We start from the raw sequence: 17,538 nt of genomic DNA on the forward strand, positions 1-17,538 counted from the left end.
TTCCGTCGGACAGCGGCTCGCGCCGCCGTCCCCAGAGACGCCGAGAGGAGGCGATTGAAGTGATCAGCATCAACAGCAGCGCGGCCGTCACCACGGCCAAAATGACCGATCGCTCGGTCGTCTCCGCGTGCATGCTCGGCGTTTCGAACCTGGGCACCGGTCTGTCCGGCATTCCTGCCGCGCGTCCGGCGTCCTCCGTGTCTCTCGCGGTCCTTCCCGTCCGTGAGCGCAATGAGCGACCGACCAAGGCACTGGAAGCAGTAGTGGCACAGGCGCATGTCTATGCCTTTGCGGCGGCCGGTGCCGGATTCCGGAAGCAGACGACGCAGCACCACCTGATGTGGGCCTTCCGTGGGCCAGAACCCTGGAGTGATCCAGCCTGATCGTCGATCAGGCCGGCGCCTTCAGGGCCGCGGAACCCCATCCGGGATCCGCGGCCCTTCTGTTTTCCCCGAACGGGGAGAGCGGAGCGAAGGGGCCTCGGGACAAGAAAAGAACCCGGTACCAAGCGACTACCGGTCCAACAGGGCCGGACCGAACAGACGAGGAAGACGAACCGTGCAACTCGAAGCGCACGCCCCGTCCGTACCGCCTTCCGAAACGATCCCCCCGCCCGGCCTCACGGAGGACTCCGCCTTGACTCCGCTCACCGCGCTCACCGCGCTCGACGACGCCATCGAGAACCTCGGCGTACCCGTCCCCTGCCGTTCCTACGACCCGGAGGTCTTCTTCGCCGAGTCGCCGGCCGATGTCGAGTACGCCAAGTCCCTCTGCCGCACCTGCCCGCTGATGGAGGCCTGCCTCGCCGGCGCCAAGGAGCGGCGTGAGCCCTGGGGCGTCTGGGGTGGCGAGTTGTTCGTCCAGGGTGTCGTCGTCGCCCGGAAGCGGCCGCGTGGTCGCCCGCGCAAGAACCCGGTCACGGCATGAACACCGCAGGAACGATCGACCGTCCCCTCACGAACGACCCCACGAAGCAGGCCCCGATGAAGCCGTCCACCAGCGAGCCCACAGGCTCCGCGATCCCAGACTTCACCACCACCGACGCGTCCGACTCGCGTCAGAACAGGACCCGAGAGATGCAACTCATTCCAGAAGCCCTGGCTCGTGCGCATATGCACGACCGGCTGCATGAGGCCGAGCAGGAACGCCGGGCGATCCGCCTGGCGACCGCCCGCCGGATGCAGCGCAGGGCTGAGCGCGCCTCCCTGCGTGCTCGCCGTGCGCTCGCCATCGCCGTCATGCAGTAGTCCGACCCACACCTGAAGCGGTGGCCTCCCGAGCCGAGCAGAACCGAGCTCACCGGGAGGCGGAAGCTCTCCCCCGCGGGGGCCGGTCCGTCCGAACGGACCGGCCCCCGCGGTGCGTTGCGCGTTGTGACGAAGACCCGTTCACGCCTCCGCCGCGGAACCCTCCTCGTCCAGCTCCTCCTCCGGCACGAACCCCGGCAGCCACTCCTCCAGTTCCTCACGCAGCCGGACCGTCGCGCCCAGCTGGCACAGAACGCCGATGGTGCTCAGCGTGACCCGGTGTATCAGGAGGTATGCCGGGGGGAGATTGAGCTGTTTGCCCAGTTGGTGGGCGGGGGAGCGGGGGTCTGCGATCCGGGCGGCCTGGCTGCGCATCCAGCCGCGGGTGAAGGTGAACTCGTCGACCTCGGCCGGTTCGATGATCGGGAGGAGGTAGTCGAGGACCGCGTCAGGGTCCAGCTCTATCGACTCCTTGACGAAGCCCTCCACGCGGAGGAGTTCGTAGACCGCTTCCGCCTCGCCGTCCAGCGTCATGCGCAGGGAGGTGCCGATGGTGTCCGGCAGACCGCCGGGAAGCCGGTCGACCGTGCCGAAGTCCAGGACGCCCAGGCGCCAGTCCTCCTCGCCGCCAGGACCGCCGGGCAGGAGTCGGAAGTTGCCCGGGTGCGGGTCGGCGTGCAGCAGGCTGGTGCGCGCGGGGCCGGAGAAGAGGAAACGGGCCAGGAGTTGTCCGGCGCGGTCGCGCTGCTCCTGGGTGCCGTCGGAGATCACCTCCGACAGCGGCACACCCTCGATCCACTCCGTGATCAGGACCTGGTCGCTCTGATGGACCACGGCCGGGACCACGACGTCCGGATCGTCCGCGAACTCCTCCGCGTGGGCCTGCTGGGCCTGTGCCTCCAGGCCGTAGTCGAGTTCCTCCGAGACCCGGTCGCGCAACTCGGCGATGAGCGGCTTGATGTCGATCCCGGGGACGAGGGGCCCCAGCAGACGGGCGAAGCGGCCCAGTTGGTTCAGGTCGGACAGCAGGGCCTCGCCGGCTCCCGGGTACTGGACCTTGACCGCCACCTCCCGCCCGTCGTGCCACACGGCCCGGTGCACCTGGCCGATGGACGCCGCCGCGGAGGGCTTGTCGTCGAACTCGGCGAACAGCTCCCGCCAGTCTTCGCCCAGCCGCTCCTCGAGCACGGTGTGCACGGTGCGGGTCGGCATAGGAGGCGCGGCCTCCTGCAGCTTCGTCAGGGCCGCGCGATAGGGGCCGGCGACCTCCTCGGGGAGCGCCGACTCGAAGACGGACAGGGCCTGGCCGAACTTCATGGCACCGCCCTTGAGCTCCCCGAGCACCTTGAACAACTGGTCGGCGGTGCGCTGTTGCAGCTCGCGGCCGACGATCTCCGCGGACTCGCCCACGATCCGCTTGCCGAGTCCCCAGGTGGCCCGCCCGGCGAAGCCGAGCGGGAGCGCGGCGAGCTTGGCGGTCCGGGTGACCGCCTTCCGGGGAAGATCAGACATGCGCCCTCCAGGTCCCAGCAGGCCGTGGCGCGGTTGCCTTGCGGCACGACTCCTCCGACGACCCTTGCTTCCTCATTGTCTCGTGCGCAGCCTCCTCCTTGGAGGTGTGTTCTCCCTTACCTTTCTCGGCGGCCCCGCACGGACATGCGGGATGCGGCCAGACCGGCCGCGCGTGCCAGCTCAGACCGGGCAGCGAGACCTCCCAGCGGGCCCCCGCGCTCGACGGGAGGCGGCCGTCCAGGAAAGCGAGCGCGTGCCCGGCCGCAAGTCCGGCGACTGTAGTGGCCAGTGCCAGGTCACAGGGCCGCGCCGAAAGCCGTCTGCTGCCTGAACGCCACTGGGCGACCAGCCGGGGCCAGGCCTGGTCGCGGTCGGTCCGCGTCTCGTGCAGACAGCCCGCGCAGCCTGTCTCGCCCGGCAGGACGAGAGGGCCGACCACTCCTGTCGCCTCGACCACACCGGCGTACAGATGAGGTGTGCCGGACCGGACGAGGGGCTCGCCGGTGGCCGGGGCGGGCGCGTGCACGTCGACGTCGTCCCGCGGGGCCAGGACCACCAGGGAGAAACCGGGGTCGTCCGACCCGGCCGAGGCCCGGGAGCCACCGCGGGGCGGGCGCCCCGGAGCCGCCACGGAAACCGCCCGGCGTGCGGCCGTGTCCCTGCGGTCGCCGACGGAGCCGGCGGGCAGCCCACCCGGGGCCACGTCCCAGGGCTCGACCCGCCCGCTGTCCCGCACGTCGACCTCCCCGATGCCGGCGCCCGAGAGCAGCGCGGCCAGCACCACACCCACCCGGCCGGCGCCCCTGATCTGCACACGCAGCGAACGGCGGGCAGCCAGAAGCCTCATCGCGTCACCCGGCTCCGAGGTGGTCAGCGACAGGGACGCCAGGTCGGGTGCCAGCCGGTCGAGGACCTCCTTCTTCCCGCGCAGCGCGTCCGCGTCCGGCCCACCGCCCCTCGCGTCGTCGATGAGCCCGGCGCGCGCGAGCCGTCCCACCAGCGTGTCGACATGACCCTCGGGCAGATCCATACGGTGTCCCTCCTCCCGCAGCAGCGCGAGACCACGCGTGCCGTTGAGCAGGTCGAGGAAGCTGCCCGTCGCCGTGTCCATGGGACCCAGCGTCATCGCGTGCGCCGGGGTCATCCCGAACTGCACGGTGTTGAGATCGCGCCAGCCGCGTCGGAGCGCGGGTTTCATCTGCGGAACCATTGTTTGCTCGAGCGGAATCACTGCTTGCATGACAGGCCCCCGTAGCCCTCGTAGAACGTCCCCGTGCGTCGCCGGAGCCCGGACGACGGCCGGTCGCGGCTCAGGCGGCGGTGCCAGCATGCCCGGACCCGGCCGGCACGTGTCGAAAGTTGTCCACAGGTGAGGGCCATTCGTCGTACAAATCAGACGCATGGCGGGCGATCGGAACCGAACCGTCCCGGAGTCGGGACTTCACCCGTGTGCAGCGGGTAACGTCAGGGCGTGCCCGCCGACCCACTGCACAGCGCCGGAAAGCCACAGCGCAGTACGACGAGCCAGCCGCCGAGCGGCTCGGGGGCGAGCGCGATCGAGGTGCGCAGGAGCAGCCGTCGCCGCCGGACGGTCTCCGCGTACCGCGAGGGCGATCGCACCGTCGTGCTCATCCCTGCCCGGATGTCCGAGGCCGAGGAGCAGCGCTGGGTGAGCGTCATGCTCGACAAGCTGGCCGCCCAGGAGAGCAAACGGGTCCTCGGCGACACCGAGCTCTCCGAGCGTGCCCAGCGGCTTTCGGCCCAGTACTTCGACGGCCGGGCACGGCCCGCCTCGGTCCGCTGGGTCACCAACCAGAACACCCGCTGGGGCTCGTGCACCCCGTCCGAGGGCAGCATCCGGCTCTCGCACCGGCTCCAGGGCATGCCGGAGTACGTCGTCGACTACGTCCTGCTCCATGAGCTCGCGCATCTGCTGGTGCCCGGACACGGGCCCCGTTTCTGGCGGCTGCTGGAGGCCTATCCGCGCACTGAGCGGGCCAAGGGCTATCTCGAAGGCGTGGTCGCCGCGGACCGGTTGCCGCGCCTTCCGGTCGCCGGCGAGGAGTGACCGCCGACTCGAACGGGTTTTTGTACCGGATCTGTACCGACCTGCACCGGTGTCCGAGTTTGCCGTTAGCCTGTCGCGACGCACTCGTATTCGGGATGGGGACGGTCGTTACGCATGGCCAGGGAATTCCAACGCGGCCACAAGGCCAAGATCAGTGACCTGACCGCGGGTACGGATCTGTACGTAGGCGTGCAGATCTCCGGCCCCGGACTGACCTTCGACATCAGCTGCTTCGGCCTCGACGCCGACGAACGGCTCTCGGACGACCGGTACTTCATCTTCTTCAACCAGCCGAAGTCCCCCGAGGACTCCATCCAGCTCCTGGGCGCGCAGTCGGGCGACACGGAGTCGTTCCGGGTCACGCTCGATCAGATTCCGTCGCAGATCCAGAAGCTGTCGTTCACGGCGACGATCGACGGTGCCGGCCAGATGTCCCAGATCGCCCCCGGCTACCTCCGGATCGTCGCCGGTGGCGAGGAAGTGGCCCGGTACTCCTTCGAGGGCAGCGAGTTCTCCACCGAGCGTGCCGTGATGCTGGGCGACCTGTATCTGAAGGACGTCTGGCGGTTCGCCGCAGTCGGCCAGGGCTTCGACGGCGGCCTCGACGCGCTGCTGAAGAACTTCGGCGGCGAGGTCGCCGAGGAGGAGCCCGAGGCCGCGCCCCAGCAGCCCGCCGTCCCGGCCCAGTCCCAGGCGCCGGCCTTCGCCCCGCCCCCGCAGGCCACCGCGCCGGCACCTTCGTTCGGCGCGCCCCCGGCCCCCGCTCAGGCGGCGCCCTCGCCCGCCGCTCCGCCGGCCGCCGGGACCACCCCGCCCGCGCCCACCGCGCCGACGAGCCCGCAGACGTTCACACCTCCGGGACAGACCTTCACGCCGCCCGGCGCACCTCCGGCGGGGCAGTTCGCGCCCCCCGGCGCACCCGCGGGCCAGTTCACGCCTCCGGGCGCAGTCGCCGGCCAGTTCGCGCCCCCCGGTGCCCCCGGAGCCTTCCCCGGCCAGGCCCAGCCCTTCGGCGGCGGCACCCAGCTCGCCCCTGTGCCGCCCGAGGCCAACGTCCGGGTCGTCCTGACGAAATACGCGGAAGCCCCCGTCGGCGACCGCTGGACCGAGCAGAACACGAACCTGGTGCGGGCCACACTCACCAAGGACGCTCCCATCCTCGCCAAGCAGGGCAGCATGGTCGCCTACCAGGGCGACATCGACTTCGCCCACAAGGGCTCGGGCCTGCTCGGCAAGCTCACCGGGGCGCTCACCGGCCAGGGCATGTCCCTGATGCGCTGTACGGGCAACGGCGAGGTGTTCCTCGCCGACGAGGCCAGCCGTGTCTTCGTCATCCGCCTCCAGGGTGAGCAGATCTACACCAGCGCCCAGGGCGTGCTCGCCTTCGACGAGTCCCTGGAGACCGAGGTCCGCCGCATCGAGGGCGCGGGACTGCCCGGCGGGGGCTTCTTCAGCATGCTCTTCTCCGGCACGGGAGCGGTCGTCGTCAAGACACGCGGCGTGCCCGTCGTCCTCCCCGTCGGCGCGGCCACCTATGTCGACGGCAACGCCGTCATCGCCTGGTCCGCCGGCGCGCAGGCGGTCACCACGACCTCGCTCAGGCTGCGCCGCTCCGGGTACGCCCGGCAGACCACCGAGGCCGTGAACCTCCAGTTCCGCGGTGCCCCGGGCAACTTCGTCGTCGTACAGCCCTTCGAGGTGTGAGGCCATGGACTCCCAGACTCTGAGTGCGCACCGCGCCGCCCCGACCGGCGTCCGTATGAGTGTGCACAGCTCCAAGACGCTCAAGGTCACCATGGTCACCGGGCAGGACCTGATCGCCAAGGCCGGCTCGATGATCGCGTACGACGGTTACGTGCAGTTCGACGGGGCGCCCGCGAGCCTGCGCCGTTCGGCGGAGGAGATGGTCAGCGGCGAGGGCGGCAAGTTGATGCTGGCCCGCGGCGACGGCGACCTGTATCTCGCGGACTACGGCGGCGACATCCTCGTCCTGCACCTCAACGGCGAGGCACTCTCGGTCAACGGCGCCACCCTGCTGGCCTGCGACGCCTCACTGGAACTGGCCATCGAGCCGGTCAAGGGACTCGCCAAGCTGTCCGGCTCGGGCCTGACCAATCTCGTCATCAAGGGCACCGGCTGGGTCGCCCTGGTCAGCCGGGGCATCCCGATGGCCCTGGACTGCGCCGAACGCGAGACGTACGTCGACCCGGACGCCCTCGTCGCCTGGACGACCGGCCTGGAGATGAAGGCCCGCCGCACCATCAAGGCGAGCGCCCTCATCGGCCGCGGCAGCGGCGAGGCCTTCCAGATCGGCTTCAAGGGACAGGGCTTCGTCGTCGTCCAGCCGAGCGAGGACACCGGCGACCGATTCAAGATCCGGGGCTGAGGGGAGCACCAGGCACATCATGCACAGCACACTGTTCGCACATGTCCCGGTCGAGTCGACCGGGCGTTACACCCTGCAGAACCCGCAGCTCCTGAAGACCGACGTCACCCAGGGCAGCAGCGCCGTTCTCGCCCGGCAGGGCGCCATGGTGGCCTTCGAGGGTCAGGTCGAGTTCGACAGCCAGTACCGCAACCGCAGTTGGCGCAACGTCGAGCGGATGACCGGCGAGCGCCTCGAACTCATGCGCTGCAAGGGCAACGGCATCGTCTACCTGGCCAACCTCGCCCAGCACCTGCACATCATGGAGGTCGGCAGGGGCATCACGGTCGACAGCTCCTACGTCCTGGCCTTCGACGGCTCCCTCGGTGTCGGCATCGTCGCGGTGGACAGCGCCGTCGAGGTGGCCGCCGCGGGCGCCTACAACCTGGAGCTGTCCGGCTCCGGCCAGGTCGTCCTCATGACCTCCGGCGAGCCGCTCGTGCTGGAGGTGGGACCGGACAAGAACGTCTGCGTCGACTCCGACGCCGTCATCGCCTGGTCCACGTCCCTGCGCACCCAGCTCCAGGCGCCCACCTCCACCTCCGGAGTGTGGCGCCGCCGGGGGACCACCGGCGAAGGCTGGGAGATGCACTTCGGCGGCACGGGCCACGTCCTGGTCCAGCCCAGCGAACTGCTGCCGCCGCAGGGCATGCGCAACGGCGGCGTGCTCGGCCAGTTCGGCATGCGCGGCAACTCCCTGGGCGGCAGCAACAGCTGACGTCCCGGACGGCACCTGTAGGGGGCGACCACCATGGGCGGTCGCCCCCTACAACATGGCTCGAGCACATGGGCCGAGCACATGGGCCGAGCACGTGGGCCGAGAAAAGCTCACAGCCTCGAGCGGGTCGCTTCCAGCAGTCGTACGACCGAATCGTCCGCCACGGCCGCCACCTCGTCGTAGGCGAACCACCGCACGTCGAGCGATTCGTCGCTGACCGTCTCCACGGCCCCGGACGGAGCGAGCGCCGAGTACTGGACGTCGAAGTGGCAGTGGCACGGCGGCGGAATCGGATGCCGGTCCAGGCGCACCGGGCCGCCCGGCAGCAGTGTCAGGCCAGGAATGCCGGACTCCTCCGTCGCCTCGCGCAGGGCCGCCGCCTCCAGGGAGGTGTCGCCCGGTTCGCAGTGGCCGCCCATCTGCAGCCACATGCCCAGCTTCTTGTGGAGGGTCAGCAGAGCCCGGCCGCGCTCGGGGTCGACGACCAGGGCACTCGCCGTGATGTGGCCCTCCTCGCAGGCCTTCCACATGCCGTCCGGGTGTGCCGCCAGATGGTCCAGGTAGGCCTGGCGAAGATCCGCCTGGTCCTCGTATCCCTTGAGGACCAGGGCGGCGTCGTCATGGAGGGTCACTCTGCGCTGCCGCCCTCGGTGGAGTCGTCCTTCTTCTTGAGGTCGGGCTTGTCCGCGGCCTCGCCGAGCATCTTGTCCAGCTCGGAGAAGTCCAGCTGCTCACGGTGCACGAAGCCGTCCGGGTCGTCCAGGTCGGACGCGGTCGGCAGCATGTCCGGGTGGGACCACAGGCCGTCACGGCCGTCGACACCGCGTGCGTCGGTGAGCGAGGCCCACAGACGGGAGGCGTCCCGCAGGCGGCGCGGACGCAGCTCGAGCCCGATCAGCGTGGCGAACGTCTGCTCGGCCGGACCGCCCGAGGCGCGGCGGCGGCGCAGGGTCTCGCGCAGCGCGTCGGCGGACGACAGACGCGGCTTCGCGGCCGCGTGGACCACCGCGTCCACCCAGCCCTCCACGAGCGCCAGCGCGGTCTCCAGACGGGCCAGGGCCGCCTTCTGCTCCGGGGTGTCCTCCGGCTGGAACATCCCCTGCTGAAGGGCGTCCTGCAGCTGCTCGGGGTTCTGCGGGTCGAACTGGCCGACCACGTCCTCCAGCTTGGCGGTGTCGACCTTGATCCCGCGCGCGTAGCCGTCGACCGCGCCGTACAGGTGCGAGCGCAGCCACGGCACGTGCGCGAAGAGGCGCTGGTGGGCGGCCTCGCGCAGGGCGAGATACAGCCGCACCTCGTCCTTGGGCACGCCGAGGTCCTTGCCGAAGGCCTCGATGTTCGCCGGCAGCAGCGCGGCCTTGCCGGCCGGGCCGAGCGGCAGGCCGATGTCGGTGGAGCCGACGACCTCGCCCGCGAGCACACCCACGGCCTGCCCGATCTGGGTGCCGAACATGGCCCCGCCCATCGAGCGCATCATGCCGATCAGCGGGCCCGCCATGGCCTGCATCTCCTCCGGCAGGACATCACCCATGGCATTGCCCACGCGCTCGGCGACCGGGTCGACGAGCTCCTTCCACGCGGGCAGGGTCGCCTCGACCCACTCCGCGCGGGACCATGCCACGGCGGAGCCCGCCCCGGACGGCAGCGACGTCGCGTCGTCGAGCCACAGGTCCGCAAGGCGCACGGCCTCCTGGACCGCGGTGCGCTCGGCGGGGCCGATGCTCGCGTCCTTGGTGCCGTCCGCGGTGCCCTGGGACACCGTCTGGCGGGCGATCTGCTTGGCCATGTCCCAGTTCACGGGGCCGCCCTCGTACGAGAGCATCTGGCCCAGCTGCTGGAAGGCGGCGCCCAGGTCGGTGGGGTTCAGTGAACCGAACATGGCTGCGAGCGGATTGTCCGCACCGGGGCCGCCAAAGCCTCCGGCTCCGGGCAGACCGCCGAAACCGAACGGGTTGGCCGGTCCCTGACCACCACCGCTCTCCTGGTCCTTCTTCTTGCCCTCGTCGCCGTCGTCCGGCTCCTCCGGCGGAAGGCCGAATCCGAATGGGGTGTCACTCACGGGATTCCTCGGCTGGTAAGGCCACCGGTTGCCTCCGGCGGCGCGGCTGCCCGATAACACCCCCCAGCGTAGACACCGACGGCCGTTAGGGCCTCGGTGCTCCGCCGACTCTCCGCCTGCGGCAGGATGGATGCCACCTGGTACGTACGCGTCACTCGCGTTCCTACTGAAGACAACCGCTGGAGACGCCCGGTGAGTTCCCCTGATCCGCAGGTTCGCGCAGCGCGAAACCAGTCAACCAACCCCGCCGCGCTCCGGCCAGTCGTCGCGGTCACCGGTGCCGCGTCCGGCATCGGAGCGCTGCTCACCGAGCGGCTGGCCGCCTCGGAGGAGATCAAGCAGGTCATCGCGCTGGACGAGCGGCGTGGTGAGTGCGCCGCGGCGCAGTGGCACATCCTGGATGTGCGGGATCCGGCCATCGCGGAGAAACTGCGCGGGGCCGACGTCGTGGTGCATCTGGCACTCGACCTCGATCTGGAGACGGACCCGGCCGCGCGTACGGCGTACAACGTCCGGGGGACACAGACCGTGCTGACCGCCGCGGCGGCCGCCGGTGTCCACCGGGTCGTGCTGTGCACCTCCGCCATGGTCTACGGGGCGCTTCCGGACAACGAACTGCCCCTCTCGGAGGACGCCGAGCTGCGGGCCACAGCGGAGGCGACCGGGGTCGGGGATCTGCTGGAGATCGAGCGGCTCGCGCGGCGGGCCCCTCGGGCACATCCCGGGCTCAATGTCACCGTCGTGCGGCCTGCCGTGCTGGTGGGCGGAGGGACCGACACCGCTCTGACCCGGTACTTCGAGTCCCCGCGGCTGCTGGTCGTGGCCGGGTCCCGGCCCGCCTGGCAGTTCTGCCATGTCGAGGATCTGTGCAGCGCTCTGGAGTACGCCGTCCTGGAGAAGGTCGACGGCGAGCTGGCCGTCGGATGCGACGGGTGGCTGGAGCAGGAGGAGATCGAGGAGCTCAGCGGGATCCGCCGGATGGAGCTGCCGTCGGCGGTCGCGCTGGGGGCAGCGGCCCGGCTGCACCGGATCGGGCTGACGCCGTCTCCCGCGGGGGATCTCGCGTACACGATGTACCCCTGGGTGGTGAGCGGGAGCCGGCTGCATGACGCCGGGTGGCGGCCGCAGTGGACCAACGAGGAGGTGCTCGCGGAGCTGCTGGAGGAGGTCGCCGGGCGGCACACGGTCGCCGGGCGGCGGCTGGGGCGGAAGGACGCGACGGCAGCGGGGGCCGCGGGGGCGACGGTGGCGCTGCTCGGTGCGGCGGCTGTGGTGCGGCGGGCCCGGAAGGCGCGGCGGCGGATCTGAGGGTGCCGGGGTCGGCGCCGGGTTCCTCTCGCCCCCGCCGCCCCTACCCGTCCCGTTCTCAGGGGGCTCCGCCCACTGGATCCCCGCTCCTCGAACGCCGGAGCGGCTGTAGGTCGCTCCAAAGCTCCACGCACGCGTGCCGGACGATCACGCTGTTCCCCGTTGTCTCCGGCGTGCGGCACGATGGACGCATGGCACCGACTTACGACCATCCCGGCGAGCAGGCCGCGCAGGACCCCATCAAGCTGATCGCCGTCCGTGAGACCGCGCTCTCCCTCGACGAGGTCTTCCGGGCCGTCGGGGACGACTCCGCCGGGGGGACCGCCCTGTTCGTCGGGACCGTCAGGAATCACGACGGGGGAGCCGACGTCGACAAGCTCGGGTATTCGTGTCACCCCAGTGCCGAGGCCGAGATGCGGCGGGTCGCCGAAAAGGTCGTCGCCGAGTTTCCGGTGCGGGCCCTCGCCGCCGTGCATCGGGTCGGGGATCTCGGGGTCGGGGATCTCGCCGTCGTCGTCGCCGTTTCCTGCCCTCACAGGGGAGAGGCCTTCGAGGCCTGCCGGAAGCTGATCGACGATCTCAAGCACGAAGTGCCGATCTGGAAGCACCAGACGTTTTCTGACGGTTCGGAGGAATGGGTCGGCGCCTGCTGAGCCCTTCCTTCGCCCCTCCGGTTGCGTAACTGTCCCCCTGGCGTGAGCGTTGTCAGTGCGGATGGTTAATCTGCTGATCAGTCAGTTTTGGCGGTCGTTCAGCGCGGGGTCGGGAGGTCGGCATGGGGGCGCTCATCTGGTTGTTGATTCCGTTCGTGGCCGCGGTCGCCGCCGGGTTGTGGGGCAGCTGGGCCAACCGGACCCGGCGGATGCGCAGTGACGGCCCCGAGCTCGACGGTTACGCCCGTTTCCGCGCCGCGATGGAGAAGTCGCACTCCGGTACCTGACGACCGGGTGACGACGGCGCCCTGACAATGGTCCGACAGGAGCGTCCCGTACTGTCGTGCCATGCCACGCCGCACCGCGACGATGCTCGCCTCCACCCTGATGCTGATCGCACTCCTGTGCGCGGGAGTCTTCATCAAAGTGCCCTATGCCGAGATGTCACCGGGCCCCACGGTGAACACCCTCGGGGACCACGGCGGCGAGCCGGTGCTGCAGATCTCCGGGCGCAAGACGTATCCGACGAGCGGTCACCTGAACATGACCACGGTCCGGGTCACCAGCGCCGACTACAAGATGAACCTCGTCGAGGCCGTGTACGGCTGGCTCGCGCACGACAACAAGGTCGTACCGCACGACACCCTCTATCCGGACGGCAAGACCGAGGAGCAGTCCACTCAGGAGAACGCCGAGGAGTTCAGCCAGTCCCAGGAGAGCGCCAAGGTCGCCGCCCTGAAGGAACTGGACGTCCCGGTGCAGGCCTGGGTGATCGTCTCCACCGTCGTGAAGGACTCCCCGGCAGAGGGCAGACTGCACGCAGGTGACGTGATCAAGGCCGTCGACGGTACGACGGTGAAGGCGCCGGACGACGTCGCCAAGCTGGTCACCAAGCACAAGCCCGGCGAGGACGTCGTGTTCACGATCGTGCCCGCGAAGGAGCAGGCCGCCGCGGAGAAGGCGCACCGGACGGCGTCGAAGACCCAGAAGATCACGATCACGACCAGGACGTCCGACGACGAGGGCGAGAAGCGCGCCATCGTCGGGATCGCCGCCGGGACCGACCACACCTTCCCGTTCACCGTCGACATCAAGCTCGCCGACGTCGGCGGCCCGAGCGCCGGTCTGATGTTCGCGCTCGGCATCTACGACAAGCTCACCCCGGGCAGCCTGACCGGCGGCACGTTCGTCGCCGGCACCGGGACGATCGACGACGACGGCAAGGTCGGCCCGATCGGCGGCATCGAGATGAAGACGGTCGGCGCGCGCGACAAGGGCGCCCAGTACTTCCTGACGCCCGCCGACAACTGCGCGGCCGCCGCCAAGGACACCCCCGGCGGGCTCACCCTGGTCAAGGTGAACACCATCGACGACGCCCTCGGCGCGCTCAAGGACATCCGCGAGGGCAGGACGTCCGACCTGCCGAAGTGCACGACCAAGAGCTGACCGGCACGCGCGTGTACGACGACGGGGGCGCCCCTCACACCGAGGGCGCCCCCGTCGTCGTACCGGAAGACCTGGAAGACCTGGAAGACCTGGAAAAGCTGGAAGACCTGGAAAAGCTGGAAGACCTGGAAGATCTCAGTCCGCGAACGTCGCCGACAGGGCCTCCGCCAGGCCGGGAACCAGGTCGCGGCCCGTGAGGACCTCCGTCGGGGAGTCCTTCTCGCGCAGGCGCAGGGCCGAGTCGCGGGTGCCGTCGCGCAGGACCGCGACCGTCATACGGACCTCCTGGCGCGCCGGGTGCTCGGCGACCCACTTCGCCAACCCGTCCTCGCTCAGCCCCTGCGGGACGGACGCCTCGGCGGACGGCGGCAGCATCAGGCGCTCCACGGTGAGCGCGCAGCCGACGACCGCGTCGGGCCACGCGATGGTGCCGAGGAACTCGTCGAGCGGCTTGCCCGCGGGAATCTCGTCCTGCTCGATGGGGGTCAGACCCGAGGACTCCTGCGCGTCCTCCAGACCGAGCTGGCTCGCGAGAGCGGGTTCCTGAGCGCGCAGCTGTGCGGTGTCTACGAGGGCGAAGAGGCGAGCGGGCTGGTCCCAGCCGAGGCCGGAGGCGTACTCGTCGATCTCGAGTACGGCCCGGGTGAGCGGGCTCGCCGCCATGGGAGTGTTGGACATGGTCACAATCCTGCCTCGTTCGTCACCGGAATCGGGAACCGAGTAAACGGTGAGTAAGTTGCATAGGTGTGGGCCCGCGATCACGGGGGCCACGGAGGGGCTCGCGAACACGGGGGCCTGACGGATCGACAGCGAACTTCGAGGTGCGCACCTTGGCTTTCCAGATGCCGGACCGCGGCGGAGGCCCGACGGGGCCGCGGATGAGAGTGGGCCGCCCGTCCCGGCGCGCCCGGACCCTGCTCATGACGCTGGGCGTCCTTGCCGTTCTCGGCATGGCGTTCACCATGTTCGCGGGTTTCTGGACGGACTGGCTCTGGTACCGGTCGGTGAACTACTCGTCCGTGTTCACCACCACGCTGTGGACCAAGATCGGGCTGTTCTTCGTCTTCGGTGTGCTGATGGCCCTCGCGGTCGGCTTCAACATCTGGCTGGCCCACCGGCTGCGCCCGCCGCTGAGCGCCATGTCCATGGAGCAGCAGAACCTCGATCGCTACCGGATGGGCATCGCGCCCTACAAGAGGTGGCTGCTGCTGGGGATCGTCTCCCTGGTGGGCCTGATCGCCGGCGCCTCCGCCTCCAGTCAGTGGCGGACCTGGCTGATGTGGGTCAACGGCGTCTCCTTCGGCCAGAAGGACCCGCAGTTCCACCTCGACATCTCCTTCTACACCTTCGACCTGCCCTGGTACCGGTTCCTGCTCGGCTTCGGCTTCGCGGCAGCGATCCTCTCGGTGATCGCCGCCGCGCTCACTCACTACCTGTACGGCGGTCTCAGGATCACCTCCCCGGGCGCGCGGGCCACGGCCGCCGCGACCGGGCACCTGTCGGTGCTGCTCGGCGTCTTCGTCGCCCTGAAGGCGGTCGCGTACTGGCTCGACCGGTACGGCCTCGCGGTCAAGTCCAGCGACTTCAAGGCGACCGACAGCTGGACGGGCCTCAGGTACGTCGACGCGAACGCCTATCTGCCGGCCAAGACGATCCTGTTCTGCATCGCCGTCATCTGCGCCCTGCTGTTCTTCGCCACCCTGTGGCGGCGCACCTGGCAGCTGCCCGTGATCGGCTTCGGTCTGATGGTGCTCTCGGCGATCCTGATCGGCGGGCTCTATCCCGCGATCGTCCAGAAGTTCCAGGTCCAGCCGAACGAGCAGGCCAAGGAAGCGCCGTACGTCACGAAGAACCTCAAGGCGACGCGTGAGGCGTACGGCATCGATGACACCCAGGTCACCGAGTACGACGGCAAGCCCACCACCACCGACAAGACCAAGCTGCGCGACGACATCGACGCCACGGCGAGCATCCGGGTCGTGGACCCCAACGTGGTCTCGCCGACGTTCCAGCAGCTCCAGCAGATGCGGAACTACTACGCGTTCCCGACGAACCTGGACGTCGACCGCTACAGCAAGGACGGCAAGAACGCCGGAGATCAGGACACGGTCATCGGTCTGCGCGAGCTGAACCTCGCCGGCATCCCGAAGAACAACTGGATCAACGACCACTTCCGCTACACCCACGGTTACGGCGTGGTCGCCGCGAAGGGCACCGAGGCCGACGCCGAGGGCCGCCCGGTCTTCACCGAGTCCAACCTGCCGTCCAAGGGCGACCTCGGGACGTACCAGCAGCGCGTCTACTACGGCGAGAAGACCACCGAGTACTCGATCGTCGGCGGCCCCCAGAAGGAGATCGACTACTCCGACGACGACGGTGAGAAGACCTACAGCTACAAGGCCAAGAGCGGGGTCAACCTCTCCAACCCGGTCAACCGGGCCGCGTACGCGGTGGCGTTCAGCGAGCCGCAGATCCTCTACTCCGGAGCGATCGGCGAGGGCTCGAGGATCCTGTACAACCGCACGCCCAAGCAGCGCGTCGAGGCGGTCGCCCCCTGGCTGACCATCGACGGCGACGCCTATCCGGCGGTGGTGAACGGCAAGATCCAGTGGATCGTCGACGCGTACACGACGACGAACGGCTACCCGTACTCCTCCCGCACGACCCTCGGTGACACGACGGCCGACTCGCTGACCGCGACCAACAACTCTCGCGCGGTGGTGGCCCAGCAGAACCAGGTCAACTACATCCGCAACTCGGTGAAGGCGACCGTCGACGCGTACACCGGCGAGGTCAAGCTCTACCAGTGGGACACCAAGGACCCGGTCCTCAAGACCTGGATGAAGGCGTTCCCGGGCACGGTGGAGCCGAAGAAGGACATCTCCACCGACCTGATGGCTCATCTGCGGTACCCACAGGACCTGTTCAAGGTCCAGCGTGAGCTGCTGGCGCGCTATCACGTCGAGGACGCGGACACCTTCCTCAGCGGCAGCGAGGTGTGGCAGGTGCCGGACGACCCGACCAACAAGTCGGGCGACGCGGTACCGCCGTACTACCTGAGCATGAAGATGCCCGACCAGCCGGCACAGGCGTTCTCGCTCACGACGACGTTCACGCCCAACGGCCGGGACAACCTCAGCGCGTTCATGTCGGTCGACGCCGAGGCGGGCACCAGCGACTACGGCAAGATCAGAATCCTGAAACTGCCGACCAACACCACGGTCAACGGGCCCAAACAGGTGCAGAGCCAGTTCAACTCCGAACAGGACATCGCCGAGACCATCAGCCTCCTCAACAGAGGCGACTCCAATGTGGAGTACGGCAATCTCCTGACGGTGCCGCTCGACGGAGGACTGCTCTATGTGGAGCCGGTCTACGTACGCGGTGGTGGACTCAAGTACCCGCTGCTGCGGAAGGTGTTGGTGACCTACGGCGGCAACACGGCCTTCGAGGACACCCTCGACGAAGCCCTGAACAAGGTCTTCGGCGCGGACGGTTCGACGACCCAGCCACCGGATGACGACGGCGGGACCACCAAGCCGCCGCCGGCCTCCGGCAACCCGACGGTCCAACAGGCGCTGGACGACGCCCAGAAGGCCTTCGACGCCGGCCAGGAAGCCCTGAAGAAGGGCGACTGGGAGGCGTACGGCCGGGCCCAGAAGGATCTGGAGGACGCGCTCAAGCGGGCCGAGGACGCGCAGGCCGCGGCGGACAAGAGCGGCGGCAGCAGCGCGAAGCCCAGTGGCAGCCCGAGTCCCAGCGGCAGTCCGAGCCCCAGGAGCAGTCCCAGCAGTAGTCCGAGCGCCAGTCCGAGCGGCTGATCAGCAGCTGGTCAGATGCTCACCCCGCGCCGTGATACGGTTGCAACACAACGGCGCGGGGTGGAGCAGCTCGGTAGCTCGCTGGGCTCATAACCCAGAGGTCGCAGGTTCAAATCCTGTCCCCGCTACTGGAAACGAAGGCCCGGATCCTGAAAAGGATCCGGGCCTTCGTGATGTGCGAACGCATGTGCCGAGGAATCGACGGCCGTGCCGCCGGGGGCAGTTGGCGGGAACTGTGTTTCACTTGTCGTTCTGTGGGCATGTCGACAAAACGCTGAAGT

Annotated in this window: 17 protein-coding genes and 1 tRNA gene; 13 read left to right on the top strand and 5 right to left on the bottom strand. The window is 69.5% G+C overall.

Annotation, left to right across the window (positions count from 1 at the left end; genetic code table 11):
• Nucleotides 1–59 precede the first annotated feature (59 nt).
• The 3 genes from QF027_RS31905 (at nt 60) to QF027_RS31915 (ending at nt 1,247) form a co-directional block, all read left to right on the top strand.
• A complete protein-coding gene (locus tag QF027_RS31905) occupies nt 60–383 on the top strand; it encodes a hypothetical protein (protein ID WP_306976599.1) in 324 nt (107 codons plus the stop codon).
• A 175-nt stretch (nt 384–558) separates the two neighbouring features.
• The gene (locus QF027_RS31910; RefSeq protein ID WP_030784068.1) at nt 559–927 is read left to right on the top strand and encodes a WhiB family transcriptional regulator; all 369 of its coding nucleotides are present in this window, start codon (nt 559–561) and stop codon (nt 925–927) included.
• A complete protein-coding gene (locus tag QF027_RS31915) occupies nt 924–1,247 on the top strand; it encodes a hypothetical protein (protein ID WP_306976596.1) in 324 nt (107 codons plus the stop codon). The genes QF027_RS31910 and QF027_RS31915 overlap by 4 nt, the downstream gene beginning before the upstream one ends.
• A 141-nt stretch (nt 1,248–1,388) precedes the next feature.
• Here QF027_RS31915 and QF027_RS31920 read toward each other — a convergent pair whose 3' ends face one another.
• Together QF027_RS31920 and QF027_RS31925 are read right to left on the bottom strand one after the other, a co-directional pair.
• Nucleotides 1,389–2,759: an ABC1 kinase family protein gene (locus tag QF027_RS31920; RefSeq protein WP_307078566.1), complete on the bottom strand. Its 1,371-nt coding sequence runs from the start codon at nt 2,757–2,759 to the stop codon at nt 1,389–1,391.
• The gene (locus QF027_RS31925) at nt 2,752–3,969 is read right to left on the bottom strand and encodes a TOMM precursor leader peptide-binding protein (protein WP_307082569.1); all 1,218 of its coding nucleotides are present in this window, start codon (nt 3,967–3,969) and stop codon (nt 2,752–2,754) included. Before QF027_RS31925 ends, QF027_RS31920 begins: the two co-directional genes overlap by 8 nt.
• A gap of 261 nt (nt 3,970–4,230) precedes the next feature.
• Between QF027_RS31925 and QF027_RS31930 the strand changes: the two genes are divergently transcribed.
• The 4 genes from QF027_RS31930 to QF027_RS31945 all read left to right on the top strand — a co-directional run bounded on the left by QF027_RS31930 (nt 4,231) and on the right by QF027_RS31945 (nt 7,970).
• Complete coding sequence (locus QF027_RS31930; protein ID WP_306976590.1) at nt 4,231–4,827, top strand: M48 metallopeptidase family protein; 597 nt, start codon at nt 4,231–4,233, stop codon at nt 4,825–4,827.
• 114 nt (nt 4,828–4,941) lie between these two features.
• A complete protein-coding gene (locus QF027_RS31935) occupies nt 4,942–6,531 on the top strand; it encodes a TerD family protein (protein WP_307078567.1) in 1,590 nt (529 codons plus the stop codon).
• A gap of 4 nt (nt 6,532–6,535) precedes the next feature.
• Nucleotides 6,536–7,213 carry an AIM24 family protein gene (locus QF027_RS31940; protein WP_306976587.1) on the top strand — a complete coding sequence of 226 codons (678 nt, stop codon included), beginning with the start codon at nt 6,536–6,538 and terminating at the stop codon, nt 7,211–7,213.
• Nucleotides 7,214–7,232: 19 nt separating this feature from the next.
• On the top strand, nt 7,233–7,970 hold the full coding sequence (locus tag QF027_RS31945) for an AIM24 family protein (protein ID WP_266559751.1): 738 nt from the start codon (nt 7,233–7,235) through the stop codon (nt 7,968–7,970).
• Between the two features lie 110 nt (nt 7,971–8,080).
• Here the strand turns inward: QF027_RS31945 and QF027_RS31950 are convergent, their stop codons facing one another.
• Both QF027_RS31950 and QF027_RS31955 read right to left on the bottom strand, forming a co-directional pair.
• Nucleotides 8,081–8,602 (bottom strand): NUDIX hydrolase, encoded by a 522-nt coding sequence (locus QF027_RS31950; RefSeq protein WP_307078569.1) that lies wholly within the window; start codon nt 8,600–8,602, stop codon nt 8,081–8,083.
• On the bottom strand, nt 8,599–10,029 hold the full coding sequence (locus QF027_RS31955; protein WP_306976582.1) for a zinc-dependent metalloprotease: 1,431 nt from the start codon (nt 10,027–10,029) through the stop codon (nt 8,599–8,601). Before QF027_RS31955 ends, QF027_RS31950 begins: the two co-directional genes overlap by 4 nt.
• Before the next feature lie 192 nt (nt 10,030–10,221).
• On the opposite strand from QF027_RS31955, the gene QF027_RS31960 reads away from it, so the two are divergent.
• The 4 genes from QF027_RS31960 to QF027_RS31975 all read left to right on the top strand — a co-directional run bounded on the left by QF027_RS31960 (nt 10,222) and on the right by QF027_RS31975 (nt 13,436).
• Nucleotides 10,222–11,337 carry an SDR family oxidoreductase gene (locus QF027_RS31960; protein ID WP_059204532.1) on the top strand — a complete coding sequence of 372 codons (1,116 nt, stop codon included), beginning with the start codon at nt 10,222–10,224 and terminating at the stop codon, nt 11,335–11,337.
• Nucleotides 11,338–11,528: 191 nt separating this feature from the next.
• Entirely contained in the window at nt 11,529–11,990 is a 462-nt protein-coding gene (locus tag QF027_RS31965; RefSeq protein ID WP_306976578.1) for a molybdenum cofactor biosynthesis protein MoaE, read from the top strand.
• A 122-nt stretch (nt 11,991–12,112) separates the two neighbouring features.
• Entirely contained in the window at nt 12,113–12,277 is a 165-nt protein-coding gene (locus tag QF027_RS31970; protein WP_266522128.1) for a hypothetical protein, read from the top strand.
• 61 nt (nt 12,278–12,338) lie between these two features.
• Nucleotides 12,339–13,436, top strand: a complete 1,098-nt coding sequence (locus QF027_RS31975) for a YlbL family protein (protein ID WP_306976575.1) — start codon at nt 12,339–12,341, stop codon at nt 13,434–13,436.
• 135 nt (nt 13,437–13,571) lie between these two features.
• On the opposite strand, the gene QF027_RS31980 is transcribed toward QF027_RS31975, so the two are convergent.
• The gene (locus tag QF027_RS31980) at nt 13,572–14,114 is read right to left on the bottom strand and encodes a PPA1309 family protein (protein ID WP_306976573.1); all 543 of its coding nucleotides are present in this window, start codon (nt 14,112–14,114) and stop codon (nt 13,572–13,574) included.
• A 200-nt stretch (nt 14,115–14,314) separates the two neighbouring features.
• On the opposite strand from QF027_RS31980, the gene QF027_RS31985 reads away from it, so the two are divergent.
• Nucleotides 14,315–17,257 (top strand): UPF0182 family membrane protein, encoded by a 2,943-nt coding sequence (locus tag QF027_RS31985; RefSeq protein WP_306976571.1) that lies wholly within the window; start codon nt 14,315–14,317, stop codon nt 17,255–17,257.
• A gap of 54 nt (nt 17,258–17,311) precedes the next feature.
• Nucleotides 17,312–17,385 (top strand) — tRNA-Met (locus QF027_RS31990).
• Nucleotides 17,386–17,538: the final 153 nt, after the last annotated feature.

It is taken from the genome of Streptomyces canus, from assembly GCF_030816965.1.
GTDB classification, from domain to species: domain Bacteria; phylum Actinomycetota; class Actinomycetes; order Streptomycetales; family Streptomycetaceae; genus Streptomyces; species Streptomyces canus_E.

What these genes read in the sequence shown, in the direction of transcription:
- QF027_RS31940 (WP_306976587.1), top strand. Translation starts at nt 6,536, where the DNA reads ATGGACTCCCAGACTCTGAGTGCGCACCGCGCCGCCCCGACCGGCGTC.
- QF027_RS31925 (WP_307082569.1), bottom strand. Translation starts at nt 3,969, where the DNA reads ATGGTTCCGCAGATGAAACCCGCGCTCCGACGCGGCTGGCGCGATCTC.
- QF027_RS31985 (WP_306976571.1), top strand. Translation starts at nt 14,315, where the DNA reads ATGAGAGTGGGCCGCCCGTCCCGGCGCGCCCGGACCCTGCTCATGACG.
- QF027_RS31970 (WP_266522128.1), top strand. Translation starts at nt 12,113, where the DNA reads ATGGGGGCGCTCATCTGGTTGTTGATTCCGTTCGTGGCCGCGGTCGCC.
- QF027_RS31915 (WP_306976596.1), top strand. Translation starts at nt 924, where the DNA reads ATGAACACCGCAGGAACGATCGACCGTCCCCTCACGAACGACCCCACG.
- QF027_RS31935 (WP_307078567.1), top strand. Translation starts at nt 4,942, where the DNA reads ATGGCCAGGGAATTCCAACGCGGCCACAAGGCCAAGATCAGTGACCTG.
- QF027_RS31975 (WP_306976575.1), top strand. Translation starts at nt 12,339, where the DNA reads ATGCCACGCCGCACCGCGACGATGCTCGCCTCCACCCTGATGCTGATC.
- QF027_RS31920 (WP_307078566.1), bottom strand. Translation starts at nt 2,759, where the DNA reads ATGTCTGATCTTCCCCGGAAGGCGGTCACCCGGACCGCCAAGCTCGCC.
- QF027_RS31980 (WP_306976573.1), bottom strand. Translation starts at nt 14,114, where the DNA reads ATGTCCAACACTCCCATGGCGGCGAGCCCGCTCACCCGGGCCGTACTC.
- QF027_RS31965 (WP_306976578.1), top strand. Translation starts at nt 11,529, where the DNA reads ATGGCACCGACTTACGACCATCCCGGCGAGCAGGCCGCGCAGGACCCC.
- QF027_RS31945 (WP_266559751.1), top strand. Translation starts at nt 7,233, where the DNA reads ATGCACAGCACACTGTTCGCACATGTCCCGGTCGAGTCGACCGGGCGT.